The 17,306-nt window shown below is 68.7% G+C and carries 15 protein-coding genes; 6 read left to right on the plus strand and 9 right to left on the minus strand.

The window, feature by feature from the left end:
• Positions 1-251: 251 nt before the first annotated feature.
• The 6 genes from NRB20_RS10655 to NRB20_RS10680 all read right to left on the minus strand — a co-directional run bounded on the left by NRB20_RS10655 (position 252) and on the right by NRB20_RS10680 (position 6,957).
• Positions 252-1,232 (minus strand): helix-turn-helix transcriptional regulator, encoded by a 981-nt coding sequence (locus NRB20_RS10655; protein WP_194289798.1) that lies wholly within the window; start codon positions 1,230-1,232, stop codon positions 252-254.
• Positions 1,233-1,647: 415 nt separating this feature from the next.
• A complete protein-coding gene (locus tag NRB20_RS10660) occupies positions 1,648-2,478 on the minus strand; it encodes an aldose epimerase family protein (RefSeq protein WP_319944726.1) in 831 nt (276 codons plus the stop codon).
• Positions 2,479-2,565: 87 nt separating this feature from the next.
• Positions 2,566-3,573, minus strand: a complete 1,008-nt coding sequence (locus NRB20_RS10665) for a lactonase family protein (RefSeq protein ID WP_153409940.1) — start codon at positions 3,571-3,573, stop codon at positions 2,566-2,568.
• A 148-nt stretch (positions 3,574-3,721) separates the two neighbouring features.
• The gene (locus tag NRB20_RS10670; protein WP_153409941.1) at positions 3,722-5,122 is read right to left on the minus strand and encodes a sugar porter family MFS transporter; all 1,401 of its coding nucleotides are present in this window, start codon (positions 5,120-5,122) and stop codon (positions 3,722-3,724) included.
• A 157-nt stretch (positions 5,123-5,279) separates the two neighbouring features.
• Complete coding sequence (locus NRB20_RS10675; RefSeq protein WP_153409942.1) at positions 5,280-6,083, minus strand: NAD-dependent epimerase/dehydratase family protein; 804 nt, start codon at positions 6,081-6,083, stop codon at positions 5,280-5,282.
• A gap of 46 nt (positions 6,084-6,129) precedes the next feature.
• Positions 6,130-6,957 carry an IclR family transcriptional regulator gene (locus NRB20_RS10680; protein ID WP_153409943.1) on the minus strand — a complete coding sequence of 276 codons (828 nt, stop codon included), beginning with the start codon at positions 6,955-6,957 and terminating at the stop codon, positions 6,130-6,132.
• 237 nt (positions 6,958-7,194) lie between these two features.
• On the opposite strand from NRB20_RS10680, the gene NRB20_RS10685 reads away from it, so the two are divergent.
• The 6 genes from NRB20_RS10685 to NRB20_RS10710 all read left to right on the plus strand — a co-directional run bounded on the left by NRB20_RS10685 (position 7,195) and on the right by NRB20_RS10710 (position 13,908).
• Positions 7,195-8,103 carry a LysR substrate-binding domain-containing protein gene (locus NRB20_RS10685; protein ID WP_227833410.1) on the plus strand — a complete coding sequence of 303 codons (909 nt, stop codon included), beginning with the start codon at positions 7,195-7,197 and terminating at the stop codon, positions 8,101-8,103.
• 46 nt (positions 8,104-8,149) lie between these two features.
• Positions 8,150-9,064: a 5-dehydro-4-deoxyglucarate dehydratase gene (gene kdgD / locus NRB20_RS10690; protein ID WP_319944727.1), complete on the plus strand. Its 915-nt coding sequence runs from the start codon at positions 8,150-8,152 to the stop codon at positions 9,062-9,064.
• A gap of 14 nt (positions 9,065-9,078) precedes the next feature.
• A complete protein-coding gene (locus NRB20_RS10695) occupies positions 9,079-10,215 on the plus strand; it encodes an L-talarate/galactarate dehydratase (protein WP_153409945.1) in 1,137 nt (378 codons plus the stop codon).
• A gap of 44 nt (positions 10,216-10,259) precedes the next feature.
• Positions 10,260-11,714 (plus strand): aldehyde dehydrogenase (NADP(+)), encoded by a 1,455-nt coding sequence (locus NRB20_RS10700; protein WP_319944728.1) that lies wholly within the window; start codon positions 10,260-10,262, stop codon positions 11,712-11,714.
• 231 nt (positions 11,715-11,945) lie between these two features.
• Positions 11,946-13,247: a glucarate dehydratase family protein gene (locus NRB20_RS10705; RefSeq protein ID WP_153409946.1), complete on the plus strand. Its 1,302-nt coding sequence runs from the start codon at positions 11,946-11,948 to the stop codon at positions 13,245-13,247.
• A 121-nt stretch (positions 13,248-13,368) separates the two neighbouring features.
• Positions 13,369-13,908, plus strand: a complete 540-nt coding sequence (locus tag NRB20_RS10710; RefSeq protein WP_153409947.1) for a DoxX family protein — start codon at positions 13,369-13,371, stop codon at positions 13,906-13,908.
• Positions 13,909-13,981: 73 nt separating this feature from the next.
• Here NRB20_RS10710 and sepX read toward each other — a convergent pair whose 3' ends face one another.
• From sepX to glp, 3 genes are all read right to left on the minus strand, one after another.
• Positions 13,982-15,049, minus strand: a complete 1,068-nt coding sequence (gene sepX, locus NRB20_RS10715; RefSeq protein WP_406603806.1) for a divisome protein SepX/GlpR — start codon at positions 15,047-15,049, stop codon at positions 13,982-13,984.
• 297 nt (positions 15,050-15,346) lie between these two features.
• Complete coding sequence (locus NRB20_RS10720; RefSeq protein ID WP_153409949.1) at positions 15,347-15,997, minus strand: GNAT family N-acetyltransferase; 651 nt, start codon at positions 15,995-15,997, stop codon at positions 15,347-15,349.
• Positions 15,998-16,009: 12 nt separating this feature from the next.
• On the minus strand, positions 16,010-17,263 hold the full coding sequence (gene glp, locus NRB20_RS10725) for a molybdotransferase-like divisome protein Glp (RefSeq protein WP_153409950.1): 1,254 nt from the start codon (positions 17,261-17,263) through the stop codon (positions 16,010-16,012).
• Positions 17,264-17,306: the final 43 nt, after the last annotated feature.

The raw sequence follows: 17,306 nt of genomic DNA on the forward strand, positions 1-17,306 counted from the left end.
GAGTTCGACGGCCCCGATGATTGCGGCGACCGGCCTCCCCGGACATTTCCCGGCGCGAGTTCCGGAATTCAGGGCTGCCGCGAAATAACTCGTTATTCAACTATTCCGATGACCGATCGATCGGCTCGTGACAGAGTTCCGCGAAACGTCGTCATCAATTGTGAACTATGATGGTTTCTGACTAATCGGAACCTCACTTTCCGGCCGATCCGATCGGCCGGAAAATCACGATCCGCGCATGAATAATAACGTTATGTGCGACGCGTCAGAGACTGCCGGAACGCCCGCGGCGACATACCGCGCCAACGAGTGAACGCATGCGTGAAGTTCGCGGTTTCGGCGTAACCGAGCAGCCGGGCGACCTCCTCCACACTCGACCCGCCGCGCAGCAACTCCGCTGCCCGGCTCTCGCGCACATTGTTCAGCAGCCCCCGGAACGTGGACCCCTCCGCGGCGAGCTGGCGACGCAGCGTGCGCGCGGTGATGTGCAGTTCCGAGGCGACCTCGGCCATCGTGGGCACCACGCCCGAATCCCGCAGCAGGCGGTCACACACCGCCGAGGTCAGCCCGCGACCGGTGCCGACCAGTTGCCGCAGCGCCTCCCCGAGTTGCCGCTCCACCATCGCCGCAGTCTGCGCGTCGGCCTGCGGCATGGGCTGCCGCAGGAACGTCCGCGGAATAGCGATACTGTTGCGGACCTGCGCGGATACCTTCGGGCAGCGATCGAACGGCCATGCCGTCGCCACCTCCCCGACCCGCTCGGGCGAGCCGGTCAGGCCGATCTCGATCGCCGGTATGTCGACCCCCAGCACCTGTCCGGCGACGAAGATCAGCGTGACGTCCCGCTCCACGAAGAAGGCCCGCACATCCTCGGGAATCGACTGGCCGTCGACGACGACCACGACCTCGTCCGCCCTCTCCTCCAGCGAGTACCGCGCGAGCACCGGAACCAGCTCCTGATACCGGATCGCGACGTTGAGCACCGCACCGGCGGTCGCGCTGGCCAATGCCGCCAGACCCGTCAGCCCGGCCTTGCCGAGCGTGGCGTGCCGCGCGGTCTCCACCCCGAGGCCGGGCCGATCCCCCAGCGCGCCCAGCAGGTTCCGCGCGACGTCGAATTCCTGATCCACCCAGAATTGGGCAAACTCGTCTGCCAGATTCTCGGCGGTAATTCCTGTGCGACGTAATAACGTGGCGTCATCCAGTCCGTGCGCATGCCCAACCGCAATCATCATTCGCACACTGGCACTACTGCGCGGGAGTGCGCCGAAAGGGTTTCCGATGGGGATCACCGTCCGAAATTACCAACATTCGGTCCCCTCGTCACATTCTTCCGCCTGAAAGATGCTTCTAGTCTCATTTCAGGGCGGCGTCATACCCGACGTCTATGAGGAAGGGTAGGGGATCGTGGACAGGTTCAGTACGTGCTGGGTCGAGCCCATCGGGCTCACTGCCGAACGGGCACACTCCATCATGCAGATGCATCTGAACTGCAGAACCGACGAGTGCCCCCGCCGTCGGGCCGCGGTGCGCACCCTCATCTCGGTCGGGCATCTCGTCCCCGACTCGTCTCGGGTGCACTGACCCCCACCCGAGCGAGAGTCGATCCCTCGATCCGTCACGTGACGACTGTTCCGGCTGAACCCCCTAGGCCGGACCCCGCCAGGACCAGGACATCTCAGCGGTCAGCGGTGTGTCGGGCGTGACGATCGACGGGTCGGTGTTGAGCCCGTTCGGCGGGCCGGACTGTGGTTCGACACAGATGGTGTCGGCCGGTTCGTCGTAGACGACCACCCAGCGCAGCGGGCTGCGCACGGTCAGTTCCACTGCGCCGGGCCACCGCAGCGTGACCGATACCCCGTCGGGCATGCCGAAGCAGTCGTCCCACGGGCGAGGCTTCGGCGCGATCCGGTTGCCGTCCGGCAGGTAGTCCGCGCCCCGCTCCTCCTGCCAGGCCGGGGCGAAGTCGATCTCGACGGGTGCGGCATCGGTGCCGAGGCGGCGTTCGAACCACGGATGCCAACCGACCTGTGCGGGAAAGGGATCCGCGGCCGCCTCGACCGTCATCCCGAAGACGGCGGTGCCCGCGCGCAGTTCGAAGGATTGCGTGACCCGGCCCGGAAACGGCCAGGGCTCCCGAAGATCCTGGGCGAGAACGAGTTCGCTGTCCGTATGCTGAACCACCTGCCAGGGCTGGTCCCGGACCGTGCCGTGGATGGCGTGCGGCTCGGCATTGCGGGGCAGTTGATACCGCTGCCCGGCGAAATCGAGGACGCCCGCGCGCATCCGGCCGCACCACGGGGCCATCGGGAAACAGCCGAAACGCGGGCCGACGTGCAGCAGATCGTGTGCGCCCACAGCGAATCGGGCGATCCTGCCCGTCGCGGCATCCACCGTCAGCAGCGCATCGCCCGCGGTCAGGCGCAGTTCCTCCGCGGTCGCATGCGCCTGGCTCGTCACCGGGTTGTGCTCGGCCACCCTCGCCTCCAGATCCTCGCGCCGCCGCGCCGGGTCCGGCGGGCTGTGCCCCTCATCAGCATTGCACAGCCCGCCGACACCTCCGGCTCAGCGGAGTTCGACGATCTCCACCCAGTTCGGATCGCGCCCGAGCGTCTGCCGTCCACACGTGGTCAGCGCCCCGGTGTCGGGATCGATGACGTGGACGCTGATGGCATCGGACTCCTGCCCGGCGGCGAGCAGGTACCGCCCGCTCGGATCGATGTCGAATCCGCGCGGGCAGGTCTCGGTCGCGGTGTGCCCCAACGGTTTCAGCGCACCCGTCGCCGCGTCCACCCGGAATCCCGCGAGTGTGCTCGAACGTCGTTCGGACACATACAGAAAGCGGCCGTCCGGGGTGAGCCGTATCTCCGCCGCCCACGGCTCACCGCCGCCCTCGGGCATCGCCGGATACGTCCCGAGCGGTGTGAGACATCCGGTGCCGCTGTCGAATTCGTAGCCGCCGACGGTCCCGTCCAACTCGTTCACCACATAGGCCCACCGGCCGCCCGGATGGAACACCAGGTGCCGCGGCCCGGCCCCCGGCAGGGTCGGGACGTGCGGCGGGACGTTCAGGATCGGCACCCCGGTGACCTGGTCGAACAGGTATTGCAGGATGACATCGCCACCGAGCGAGGCCGCGAACAGATACCGGTTCGACGGATCGACCAGGATCGAATGCGCGTGCGGCGGAGTCGCGAGCACGGCAGTCGGCTCGGACTCCACGATCCCGCCCGGCCCGATCGGATTCACCGAGACGACGCTGCCGGAGTAGGAGGCCGCGAACAGGAAGCGACCGGCCCGATCGGTGGACAGATAGGCCATGTTGTCCGGCAACGGGATTCGTGCCCGTTCGGTGAGTTCGCCGGTGCCCGAGGCGATCTCGTAGCACACCACCGAATACGGTTCCGAACGCAGCGAGGCGTACAGCATGCGATGGCCGGGCCCGGTGGTCAACGGCATCACCGTGCCGCCGGTGGCCACCGTCTGCACCGGTTTCAACGCACCGTCGTCCTCGAGCCGCAGCACCGAGATCTCGGCGCTGCCCGCATTGGAGACATAGACGATCGTGGTCATCCGATCACCTCACCATCGCAGCGCCGCCGCCGCGAGCGGACCACACCGGATCCGACCGCATCGCACCCGCCCGGTGCCGATCCCGCCAGCGCTGTACCGGTCGGGATCGACGTCGGGCGAATCACGGTGCGCCGCACGGTCGGTGCGCTCACGCGGCCTCCTGCGCGGTGCCGCCGACGCGGCCGCGCAGATCCATCTCGATCTCTTCCAGGCTGCGGCCCTTGGTCTCCGGCACGAACTTCCGGACCAGCACGAACAGTACGACGCTGACGCCGGCGAAGATGAAGGACGACCCGGCCAGACCGAGATGATCGCTCATCACCGGGAACAGGAAGGTGATCGCGAAGGTCGCCGCCCACAGCACGGTGCTGCTGACGCCCATGCCGATACCGCGCACCCGCAGCGGGAAGATCTCCGCCATCATCACCCAGACGACCGCACCCCAGCCCAGTTCGTAACCGACCCAGTACAGGCACAGCAGCAGCAGCGCGATGATGCCGGTGCCGGTGCCCTTCTCCAGCCCGAGTACGCACGCGCCCAACAGGATCAGGGCCAACGCCATCAGCACGTTACCGATCAGCAGCAGCGGTTTGCGACCCCAGCGGTCCACGACCAGGAACACCCACGCGGTGAACACCAGCTTGACCGCGCCCATGATGATCGAGGCCAGCAGCGAACCCGAGGTGGCCAGGCCGAGTTGCTTGAACATGGTCGGCGCGTACAGATTCACCGCGTTGGTACCGGCGAACTGCTGTCCCACCGCGAGAATCAGCGCGACGATCAGCGCGGGCTTGGCCCACGGGGAGATCAGGTCGCGCAGTGAGCCGCGCTGTTCGGAGTCGAGCCGGATGACCTCGCGGATGCTGCCGAGTTCGGCGTCGATGTCGTCGTTGCGGTGGGTCTGGGCGAGCACCTCGCGGGCCTCGGCCTCGCGTCCGGCCTTGACCAGCCAGCGCGGGGTCTCGGGCATGAACATCAGGCCGACGAACAGGACCACGGCCGGAATCGCCGCGATGGCGAACATGATGCGCCAGTTCGCCGATCCCGCACCCGACAGCGCCCAGTCGATGATGTACGCGATCAGGATGCCGGAGACGATCATCAGCTGATTGAGCGTCGAGAGTCGTCCGCGCGCCCGGGTCGGCGCGAGTTCGGACAGGTATGTGGGCACCGTCGCGGACGAGCAGCCCACCGCGATACCGGTGATGAACCGGCCCACCACCAGCACCCCGAAACCGGGTGCGAACGTACAGCCCGCCACGCCGATGACGAAGACCACCGAGGCGATCACGATGGCGGGCCGCCTGCCCCAGCGGTCGGTGATCCGGCCCGCGTACAGGGCTCCGAAGATCGCGCCGAAGGCGACCGATCCGCCGACGACGCCCTGGGCGAACGAGTCCAGGTGCCAGAGCGGGTTGATGAACAACAGGACTCCGGAGATCACGCCGAGGTCGTATCCGAACAGGATGCCGCCCAACGCGCCGAAGAAGTAGAGATAGGAGACGTTGATCCGGCGTCGCTCAGTTGGCGCCGTTGCCGAGTGCTGCATGTGATGCTTCCTTCACTGCGAAACAAGTGTGCTCAGGGTCACATGCTCAATAGGCGGGCGCAATACACATGACGATGCTCATTCGGTATCGCGTCATGCTGTCACATATGTGAATACTCAGCGCACACGCAGCACCCGGCGCGACCGTGCCGCGATGTCACAGCGGGTTGTGCTGCCCCAGCGGGATATCGCAGAACGCGCCGCCCAGCAGCACCGGCAATTCGCCCGGCGGAACCTGATCGGCGAAGACCTCGGCGTCGTCGAGGGAGCGGTAGCCGATCCGCTCGCCCTCGGCCTGCGACACCACCGCGCGGGTGTTCGCCGAAACGCCCCACAGCACCCGGAATCCGGGTTCGGCCGTGCTCAGACAGGCTTCCAGCAACCGCGCGCAGTCCTGCGGGGAGAGCCAGAGCGAGAGCTGACGCACGTCGGCGGGACGGTCGAAACAGCTGCCGATGCGCAGGCAGCTCACATCCATCCCGAATCGCGAGTGGTACAGGCTGCCCAGCGCCTCCATCGCGGCCTTGCTGACGCCGTAGTACGTGTCGGGACGCGTACTGCTGTCGGCGGCCAACCCGTCCGGACCGTCCTCGCCGATCCGGCGGAAACCTACGGCGTGATTGCTCGACGCCAGGATCACCCGGGGCACCCCCGCCGCCCGCGCGGCCTCGAGCACGGTGTGCGTGCCGTCGATATTGACCTCGAGAATGCGCTCCCAGTCGTCCTCGCGGCTGATCCCGCCGAGGTGGATCACCGCGTCCACACCCGCGCAGGCCCGCGCCAGCACCTCGGCGTCGGTGACCGAACCGGTGATGGTCTCGACCTGCTCACCGAGTGCGGCCGGATCGAGCGGCGCGATGTCCAGCAGCCGCAGGATGCGGCCGGGACGCGCGAGCCGGGGACGCATCAGCGTCCCGACGATGCCCGCCGCACCGGTGATGAGTATGCGCTGATCCGACATGGGTGAAACTCCTCGCTGTGATACTTGCCGCGAAAGTCGCGGCGGGTCAACGGATTCCGGCGCGACGCAGGCGCATGGCCAGGTCGGCGGCGGCCTCGCGCAAGGCCTCGCCGATGTGGCGCTGTTCGGCCTCGGTCACCTGATCCAGCGGCATCGAGCAGCTCAGCGCGTCGGTGGCGGGGATCCGGTACGGCACCGCGGCGGCGGCGCACGCGACGCCCGCGGTGCCCTCTTCGCGTTCGGTCGCGTAGCCGCGTTCGCGCACCACACCCAGTTCGGCGTGCAGGGCGTCGCGGTCGACGATGGTGTGCTCGGTGAGCGGAGACAGCCGCGCGGGCAGCAGGTCGCCGAGTTCGGCATCGGCGAGTTCGGCCAGCAGGGCCTTGCCCAGCGCGGTGGCGTGCGCGGGCAGCGCCCGGCCGACGCGCGAGATGAGATGGCCCGAACTGCGCGATTCGCGGGTCTCCAGATAGACCACCTCGGCACCGGCCAGCCGGGCGTAATGCGTGGTGAATCCGGTCTGTTCGCGCAGCCGCTCCAGGGCCTCGGTGGCGAACGGCATGGCCGGATCGCGGTCGAGATAGGCGGTGCCGCACATCAATGCCCGCACCCCCAGCCGGAATCGGGTACCGGTCTCGTCGGATTCGATCCAGCCCACATCGCGCAGCGTGCGCAGCAGACCGTGCAGGCTGGAGCGGGGAAATCCGGTGGCCTCGTGCAACTGCGCCAGCGACAACCAGGACCGCTGCGCGGCGAACACCTCCAGCAGCGTGATCGCGCGGCGGGCCGATTTCACCCCGGTCGCGGATTCGCCGCCGGGACCGCCCCGGGCGTCGGAATCGGTACGACGCTCGGCGCCGACGCGTCGCTGCATGGCACTCCTTCAATGGGTGATCCGTGTCTCGCAGGCTATCCAGGCGCCTGCGCATTCTCAATCCCGAATATCCACAGGTTTCGGAAAGTATTCAGATATATGAACCCACGAGTGATACCTCTTGGGCATATCGTGATGCTGAAACGATGTTGGACGGGTATCACCGACTCGTCCTAGCCTGCAAAGGAACCCGATGCGACCACACCCCGACCCCGCCCGCACCACCGAGGAGCAACCATGACCGGCGACGGCAAGCTGTCCGCCATGTTGTCCCTGGAACAGGTGCGTGGATTCGTCATCGTCGCGGAGGAGGGCAACTTCCGCCGCGCCGCCGAACGATTACAGATGACCCAGCCGCCGCTGAGCCGCCAGATCCAGAAACTCGAACGCGATATCGGCGTGCTGCTGCTGGACCGCACCCAGCGACAGGTCGAATTGACCCCCGCCGGTGCGGTTTTCCTCGCCGAGGCGCGACGGCTGCTCGCCCTGGCCGAGGCCGCGCCGAGCACCGCGCGACTGGTCGCGGCCGGACGCACCGGCACCGTGCGGATCGGCTTCACCGCCACTGCGGGCTTCGGCTTCCTGGGCCGGTTCCTGAACCAGATCTCCCGCTCGCTGCCGGAGATCGAACTGGTCCTGGCCGAACAGGTCAGCGCCGTGCAGTTCGACGAATTGTCCAGCGGCAAACTGGATCTCGCGTTCGCCCGCCCGCCCTTCGACCGCGCCGAATTCGACGCCCGGCAGGTGCATCGCGAACCGCTCGTGCTGGCCGTGCCCGAGGGCCACCGGCTCGACGCGCCGACCCCGATGCCGCTGCACGAACTCGAGGGCGAACGACTGCTGGTCTACGCGCCCGGCCCGGCCCGCTACTTCGCCGAACTCATGACCAGAACCCTGGCCGGGATCTCCTACGATCCCGCCGACCGCCTGACCCAGGTGCACACCATGCTCGCGCTGGTGGCCGCCGGGCGCGGGCTGGCCCTGGTCCCCGACACCGCCAGCCACCTGCACCCCGACGGGGTGCGCTACCGCCCGCTGGCCGGGACGCACGAACCCGCCGAACTGTATGCCGTCTGGCGTCGGCATCCCGCCAATCCGGCGCTGCGCCGGGTCATCGACCTACTGGAGTCCTGGCCGGACTCCTGAGTCCGGGCACACCACCCGCGAATGTCATTCCCCGAGGAGGAAACTCGTGTCACAGATATCCGCCGAAGATCTCGGTCCCGCGCTGGGCCGCGGGCTGCTGTCGTTCCCGGTCACGCATTTCGACGACGAGCTGGCGTTCGACGAGGCCGCCTACCGGGAACACATCGGCTGGCTGGCCCAGTACGACGTGGCCGGACTGTTCGCCGCGGGCGGCACCGGTGAGGGCTTCTCGCTGACCACCCCGGAGATCGATCGGGTGGTGCGCGCCGCGGTCGCCGAGACCGAGGGCCGGGTGCCGGTGCTCGCGCCCGCCACCGCCGGCACGGCCATCGCGGTGGAACAGGCGCGCAATGCCGAAGCCGCTGGGGCACAGGGCATTCTGCTGCTGCCGCCGTATCTGACCGAGGCCGGGCCGGACGGTCTGGTCGAGCACGTCGCCGCGGTGTGCGCGGCCACCTCGCTGGGCGTGATCTTCTACAGCCGCGCCAACGCCCGCGTCGACGACGTCACCGTCGCGCGGATGGCCGAACGCTGCCCGAACCTGGTCGGCTTCAAGGACGGCGTCGGCAATATCGAGACCATGACCCGCATCTACGCGCGGATGGGCGACCGGCTCACCTACATCGGCGGGCTGCCCACCGCGGAGACCTTCGCGCTGCCGTACATCGAAATGGGTGTCACCACATACTCTTCCGCGATCTTCAACTTCGTGCCGGAGTTCGCGCTGGAGTTCTATCAGGCCGTGCGCGCGCACGATCGCGACGAGGTGTACCGGCGGCTGCGCAACTTCGTGCTGCCCTACCTGGACATTCGCGATCGGCGCGCCGGATACGCGGTGTCGATCATCAAGGCCGGGCTGACCGCCGTGGGCCGTCCGTCCAGCCGGGTGCGCCCGCCGCTGACCGATCTGACCGAAGGTGAGCTCGTCGAGCTGACCGAGCTGGTCAAGAGCATTGCGTGACAAGGAGATCCGTCATGACCAACCCCACCTCCGTAGTCGACCGGATCACCGGCGTCACCCTCTCCTCGGTCACCCTGCCGCTGCCCACCGGGATCAGTGACGCCAAGGTCCTCACCGGGCGGCAGAAGCCGATGACCGAGGTCGCGGTGCTGTTCGCGGAGATCACCACCGAGGCCGGGCTCGAGGGCATCGGCGTCAGCTACTCCAAGCGCGCGGGCGGGCCCGGCCAGTTCGCGCACGCCCGGGAGATCGCGCCGGTGCTGATCGGCGAGGACCCCAGCGATATCGGCAAGATCTGGGACAAGCTCATGTGGGCCGGGGCCTCGGTGGGCCGCAGCGGCCTGTCGGTGCAGGCGATCGCCGCGTTCGATGTGGCGCTGTGGGATCTCAAGGCCAAGCGCGCCGGGCTGCCATTGGCGAAACTGCTTGGTACGTACCGGGATTCGGTGCGCTGCTACAACACCTCCGGCGGCTTCCTGCACGCCCCGATCGAGGAGGTGCTCGACCGCGCCACCGAATCGCTCGAATCCGGGATCGGCGGGATCAAGATCAAGGTCGGCCACCCCGACAACGCCGTCGACATCGCGCGCGTGACCGCGGTGCGGGAGCGGATCGGCGACCGCACACCGCTGATGGTCGACGCCAACCAGCAGTGGGACCGGCCGACCGCGCGCCGGATGTGCCGGGCGTTCGACCCGCTGTCGCTGGTGTGGATCGAGGAACCGCTGGACGCCTACGATTTCGCCGGGCACGCGCAGCTCGCGCAGACCTTCGACACCGCCATCGCCACCGGCGAGATGCTCACCAGCGTCGCCGAGCACAGCGAGTTGATCCGGGCCGGGATCGATATCGTGCAGCCGGACGCGCCGCGCGTCGGCGGGATCACCCGCTTCCTGGACGTGATGGCGCTGGCCGGACGCGAACATCTGCAACTGGCACCGCATTTCGTGATGGAGGTGCACGTTCATCTCGCCGCGGCCTACCCGATCGAGCCGTGGGTGGAACACTTCGAGTGGTTCGACCCGCTGTTCAACGAACGTCTCGAGATCCGCGACGGGCGCATGCATCTGTCGTCGCGTCCGGGCCTCGGGGTGACCCTCAGCGATCAGGCGCGCGCCTGGACCGTCGACGAGTTCCGGATCAAAGCCTGAATCCGTTCGCCGACAACAGCATCCGACTACTGGTGGAGGACACAGTGACTACCGAGACGTCCCCGGAGGACATCGATCGCATCGTCACCGCGGCGGTGGCCGCCGCGGCACAGCTCGCACGCACCACGCCCGCCGAACGCGTGCGCTGGCTCGAGGCCGCGGCCGACGCGCTGGAGAAGGCGTCGGACGAACTGGTCGCGTTGGCGGCGAAGGAAACCCATCTGCCCGAACAGCCGCGGCTGCGTTCGGAGATGGTGCGCACGGTATTCCAGCTGCGGCTGTTCGGGCAGGTGCTCACCGACGGTGAATTCCTGCGTGCCGCAGTCGATCACGCCGACGCGGACTGGCCGATGGGGCCACGCCCGGACATCCGGCGGATGACGGTGCCGATCGGGCCGGTGCTGGTGTTCACCGCGAGCAACTTCCCGTTGACGCTGAGCGTCGCGGGGCACGACACGGCCGCTGCGTTGGCGGCGGGCTGCCCGGTGGTCATCAAGGCGCATCCCGGACATCCCGAACTGTCCGCGCGCACCTACGCGGTGCTGTCCGAGGCGTTGCTCGGGGCGGGCGCGCCCGAGGGGACCGTGGGCATCGTCTACGGGCTGGAGTCGGGGGTGACCGCGCTGCGGCATCCCGGTATCGCGGCGGCGGCGTTCACCGGATCCGAGGCCGGTGGGCGGGCGCTGTTCGACATCGCCAATGCCCGGCCGCGGCCGATCCCGTTCTACGGTGAGCTCGGCAGCGTCAACCCGGTGGTCGTCACCGAGACCGCGGTGCGGGAGCGCGGGGCCGAGGTGGCCGGCGGTTACGTCGGATCGTTCACCCTGGGCGCGGGCCAGTTCTGCACCAAACCCGGGCTGTTGCTGCTGCCCGCCGACCACGGCCTGGACGAGGCGCTGCTGTCCGCGGTGCGAGCGGTGCCCGCGCAGCAGTTGCTCAACGATCGGATCGCGCACGGCTACCGCGACGGCCTGGAGCGGCTGGCCGGGCACCCCGCGATCACGGTGCTGTACGCACCCGAACCCGGCGAGACCGCGTTCGGCCCGACGCTGCTGAAGGTCAGCGGCGCGGATTTCCTCGCCCAGGCCGAATCCCTCGACGTGGAATGTTTCGGACCCGCCTCGCTGATCGTCGAATACGCGGACCAGGACGAACTCCGCGCCCTGCTGGCCCAGCTGGAACCGGGCCTGACCGCCACCATCCAGGCCCAGGATTCCGACGCCGACACCGTCCGCGACCTGCTTCCGGCCCTCACCGCGCTGGCCGGACGCCTGATCTGGAACGGCTGGCCCACCGGCATCACCCTGTCCTGGGCCCAGCAGCACGGCGGCCCCTACCCCGCCACCACCACCCCGCAGTTCACCTCGATGGGCACCGCCGCCATCGACCGCTTCCTGCGCCCGGTCGCCTGGCAGGGCTTCCCCGAGGCCCTGCTGCCGCCCCCGCTGCAGGACGCCAACCCGTGGAACCTGCCCCAGCGCGTCGACGGGGTGCGCTGAACATCCGCGCGGATGCGCATCCCTGTCGGCGAATCGGACCTTCCGGCACGTCGACAGGGATGCCGCGCACCGGCGGCCCGCCCTCCGGACGCGTCGACCCCGTACGCGGCCGAGCAGCGGCTGACCACGCGAATCACTCGCGAACCGGCCCGCGCCGCCGAATCTCGGTGCGCACCGGTTGCCGCAGACCGAGGGCGCAAGTCCCTTCCGAAGAATCGATGGAGTAGGCCGATGAACGCCGAAATACGCACTGATACAACACTTCCCACGATCACCGAGGTGCGGTTGACGCCGATCCTGATCGCGGATCCGCCGCTGTTGAATCTGTCGGGTGTGCATCAGCCGTACACGCCGCGGTTGATCGTGGAGGTCGAGATCGAGGGCGGAATCGTCGGTCTCGGTGAAACCTACGGTGACACAGTGTATTTCGAGCGGGCGAAGGCGCTCGCGCCGGAGCTGGTCGGGCAGTCGGTCGGCGCGGTCAACACGATCGGCGGGATCGGACAGGAGGCCAGCACGCTACTGGAGGCGCAGCCCGCGGCCAGTGGGCTGCGGGGTGCGCTGACCACCGACAAGGTGCGGTTGAGCGTGTTGTCCGCGTTCGAGGTGGCCGCGCTCGACGCGCTCGGACAGCAACTCGGCGTGCCGGTGCACGCACTGCTGGGCGGCAAGGTGCGCGATCACGTCGAGTACTCCGGATATCTGTTCTACAAGTGGGCCGAACATCCCGTCGAGGACGCGCTCGGCGACGACTGGGGTGCGGCACTGGACCCCGACGGCGTGGTGCGGCAGGCGCGAAAGTTCTTCGAGTACGGCGGTTTCCGCTCGTTCAAGCTCAAGGGCGGGGTGCTGCCGCCGGACGAGGAGATCGCGGCGATCCGGGCGCTGGCGGACGAATTCCCTGGCATGCCACTACGTTTGGATCCCAACGGCGGGTGGACGTTGCGAACGGCACTGCACGTCGCGCAGGAGTTGACCGGCGTCGTCGAATATCTCGAGGACCCCACGGCCACCGTCGCGGATATGGCCGAGGTCCATCGACGCACCGGAATTCCGTTGGCCACCAACATGATCGTGACCGCCCTGAACGAAGTGCGCCCCGCCTTCGACGCCGACGCGGTGCAGATCGTGCTCTCGGACCACCACTACTGGGGCGGCCTGTTCGCCACCCGCGACCTGGCCGCGGTCTGCCGCGCCTACGGCCGCGGCCTGTCCATGCACTCCAACACCCATCTCGGGATCAGCCTGGCCGCGATGACGCACGTCGCGGCGACCGTCCCGGATCTGGAATACGCCTGCGACAGCCACTACCCGTGGCAGCGTGAGGAGGTGATCACCACACCGATCACCTTCACCGACGGCGCGGTCACCGTCTCGGACGCGCCGGGCCTGGGCGTCACCCTGGACCGCGACGCCGTGGCCCGCCTGCACGAGCGCTGGAACGCCATGCCCGAGCTGCGCGACCGCGACGACATCGCGGCCATGCGGCGGGCGAAGCCGGGCTTCGAGGATCCGGGCATCCCGAAGTACTGACCGGGCGCGGAATACCCGGGACGAGTCGACGGTTGGTTCAGTCCGATACATAATCGGACCGCAGTCCGTTTCGCTCCGGCACCCGCCGGGCGCGATCGCCGACCCGAGATGGATACCTTTGATGACGACAACGACCAGTGCCGAAGCCGCCACCGAGGCGCCCGCGCTCACCTCCGCGCACGACACGTCCCGGCCGGGCTCCGATATCGGCCTGCTGATCCTGCGCATCGGATTCGGCGCGCTGCTCGTCGTGCACGGCGCCCAGAAACTGTTCGGCTGGTTCGGCGGCTACGGTCTGGCCGCGACCGCGAAGGGATTCGGCTCGATGGGCTACAACCCCGGCCGCTTCTTCGCGACGCTGGCCGGGCTCAGCGAGATCACCGGCGGCGTCCTGCTGGTCCTGGGCCTGCTCACCCCGCTCGCCGCCGCCATCGCCCTGGGCACCATGATCAACGCCGTACACGCGGACTGGGCGCACGGCTTCGACGGCTACCAACTGCCCCTGGTCTACGCCGTCGCCGTCGCCGCGCTCGCCTTCACCGGTCCCGGCCGCATCTCCCTCGACCACGGCCGCCCCTGGCAGCGCGCGGGTGCGGTCTGGGGACTCGGCGCGATCGTGCTGGCCGTGGTGGCCGCGCTGATCACCCTGGCGGTCAGCTGACAAACCAAGGCCCGCAACGCATTCGGCCCGGTCACGGATGATTCCGTAACCGGGCCGAAAACGTATCGAACCGCTATTCCCCTGCCGCGCGGGCGATTTCGCCACCGGCCGCGCGGGCGCGGGTGGCCCGGGCCGCGGCGGCATCGAAGTTCTCCAGGAAATCGAAACCCGGGTCCTCGTCGTCGATATCCATGACCACCGCGCGCCTGCGCAGGTCACGCGCCTCGTCCCGCCCGGAATCCTTCCCACCGGAACGAGCGCCGTCACGCGCCGCCGCGGGCCGTCCGCCACCCGAGAGCCGGGACGACCGCCGCCGCCGGATCTCCTCCTCGAAACGCACCTGCCGCCGCAGATAGATCAGATACCCCGCCAGCACCGCCCCACACAGCCCGCATCCCCACCACAGCAGCGGCGAGACCGCCAGTGCGAAACCACCGAACAGCAAGGCGCTCAACGCCAATGCGAGCGTCATCCGCTGCCGGTACCGATACCGCGTCGCCCGCGCCACCGCGTCGGCTTCCGGATCGTATCCACCGCGTCCTCGCCGGTTGGACACGAAACGTCCGGGCGTGGAACCGGATTCGGCGTCATCGTCCGCGTCGGCGTCGTCCGCCGCTGCCGCGGACAGATCCGGCGTCGCCCCGGATACCGTGCGCGCCGGGGGAATTCGCGCGCTCATCGGGGCGGGTTCCGCGTCCGCCCCCGAATCCTCCGACACCTCCGCGACCACGGCCGCCTCGACCTCGACATCCGTACCCGCGATGTCCGCACCGCCGAATTCGGCCGCATCCGCCCCGTCGACCTCGACGACCTCGCCGACCCCGACGCCACCCGCGCCGGTATCGCTGCTGTCGTCGTGCTCGGTGACGGGCTCATCGGCCGAAGTCGTCATCCGATCCTCCGCATCATCGCCGTGTGAAAGCCTTCTCTGCACTCGTGTGGGCACCCAGTCCGGATCCGAGTCGTGCCCGGAGGCAGGCCCCGACTTGGCGCGTCGCCTGGTACCGCCCCGATGCAGCACCCGGGTCGCCAGGGCGGTATCGGTGGTCCGTCGAATACGGGGGTACCTCGCGGCGAGCATCGGAAACAACACGAAGACCCAGAGGACCACCAGGCCGACCCACAAGATCGAATTCGGCACCGCGCTCGCACCTCCGTCCCCGCCTGGCTGTCGCCCCAGCGACAGATCTCACAACCTGTTCGTATATCGCCGACTCGCCGCCGACCGTTCTCGCACCGTGCCCCGAATCCTCGGAAAGGGTTGTGCCGCCGCCTCGTCGGGCCACTGCACCGGCTCCCTTCCGGCGATACGGGACGCACCACCGACGTCCGTAGGCTAATTCGGCCGCCCCGAAATCCGTCGCAGGCGCGCCGTCAACACCTGCCCCACGAGTAACACGCGTAAAGCCGCGAGAGTCCGTTCCCCGCCTCGAAAAGTTCATGAGGGAGTGGCGCGACCTGCTCGAATGAGTCTGTCCACCACCGTGCCGGACAGGTCCTCGACGGTCATGGCGACCAGGAGGTGATCACGCCACGCGCCGTCCACGTCCAGGTAGCGGCGCAACATGCCCTCCTCGCGGAAACCGACGTTGCGCAACACCGCCTGACTCGGCAGATTCTCGGGCCGCACGGTGGCCTCCACGCGATGCAGACCCACCGGGCCGAAGCAGTGGTCCAGCCCCAATGCCAGCGCGGCCGTCGCGACACCCTGCCCGCCCACATCCTTGGCGACCCAGTAGCCGATCCACGCCGAACGCAACGCACCGCGCACGATATTGCCGACCGTCAACTGCCCGCTGAAGGTGCCATTCACCTCGATCACCAGGGGGATCATCGCCCCGCGCCGCGCCTCGGCCTTCAGGCTCGACCACAGCGACGGCCAGTTCGAGGGATGGTTGCGCGCCTCCCACTCGCCCCGGCCGGTCGGCTCCCAGGGCTCGAGGTGATAGCGATCGCGCACCCGGATGCGCGCCCACGCCGACGCGTCGCGCAGCCGAACGGGACGGAGGGTGACCTGCCCGGCGGCGACCCGCACCGGACCCAGATGCGCGGGCCAGCCGGGATGCTGCGCGGCCCGAAAGACGTTCATATCCATGATTGTTCAGCCACGTTGTGCGAGAAAGGCAACCTGGACCTCGTCACCGGTGCGAACCTCGGTGATCTCCGGTTCCAGGACGATCAGACTGTTGGCCTCGGCCAGGGTCGAGAGCAGATGCGCGGAACCATTGACGCCCAACGGTTGTACCAGATAATCGCCGGTCTGCTCGTCCCGCATCAACTGCGCCCGCAGATATCCGCGCCGCCCGGCCATCGAACTGATCGGCATGATGGTGCGCGCCCGCACCACCCGCCGCATCGGATGCCGGCGGCCCAGCGCGATCCGAATCAGCGGACGCACCATCACCTCGAAAACCACCAGTGCGCCAACGGGATTCGACGGCAGCAGGAAGGTCGGCACCTCGTCCCGGCCCAGCCGCCCGAACCCCTGCACCGAACCGGGATGCATGGCGACCCGATCGATCGTCAGCTCGCCCAGGCCCTCGAGTGCCTCGCGGATCTGATCCGAGGCCCAGCCGCCGACCGCACCGGCGATCACCACCACCTCGGAGCGAACCAGCTGGCCCTCCACCACGTCACGCAGGCGCTTCGGATCGGCGCTGACGATGCCGACCCGATTCACGTCCGCGCCCGCGTCCCGCGCGGCCGCGGCCAGCGCATAGGAGTTCACGTCGTAGACCTGGCCCGGACCGGGGGTGCGATCGATGTCGACCAGTTCGCCGCCGATCGAGATCACCGACAGTCGCGGGCGCGGATGCACCAGCACCTTGTCCCGGCCCACCGCGGCCAGCAGACCCACCTGCGCGGCGCCGATGATGGTGCCCGCCCGGACCGCGATATCGCCGGGTTGCACGTCGTCACCGATGCGACGCACGTAATCACCCGTGCGGACCGGCTCGTACACCTTGATCCGGGCGCGACCGCCGTCGGTGAAATCCACCGGCAGCACGGCATCGGCGAGCGTGGGCAGCGGCGCACCGGTGTCCACCCGCACGGTCTGCCGGGGCTGCAACCGGATCGGCTGTCGCGAACCCGCCTCCACCTCGCCGACGACCGGCAGCGTCAGATCGACCGGATCACCGTTCTCGTCCCGGATGTCCGCACCCGCACCCTGCACATCCACACTGCGCACCGCGTAACCGTCGATGGCCGCCTGATCGAAACCCGGCAGCGGACGTTCGGTGGCCACATCCTCGGCGCACAGCAGACCCTGGGCCTCGGAGATCGCGACCCGGACCGGTCTCGGCGCAACGGCCGCCGCGGTCACTTTGATCTGCTGATCCTCCACCGAGCGCATGCAGCCCTTCCCTCACGTTCCGTGTCCGATGCGGCGCTCGCCC

The organism is Nocardia macrotermitis (assembly GCF_009604405.1).
GTDB lineage: Bacteria > Actinomycetota > Actinomycetes > Mycobacteriales > Mycobacteriaceae > Nocardia > Nocardia macrotermitis.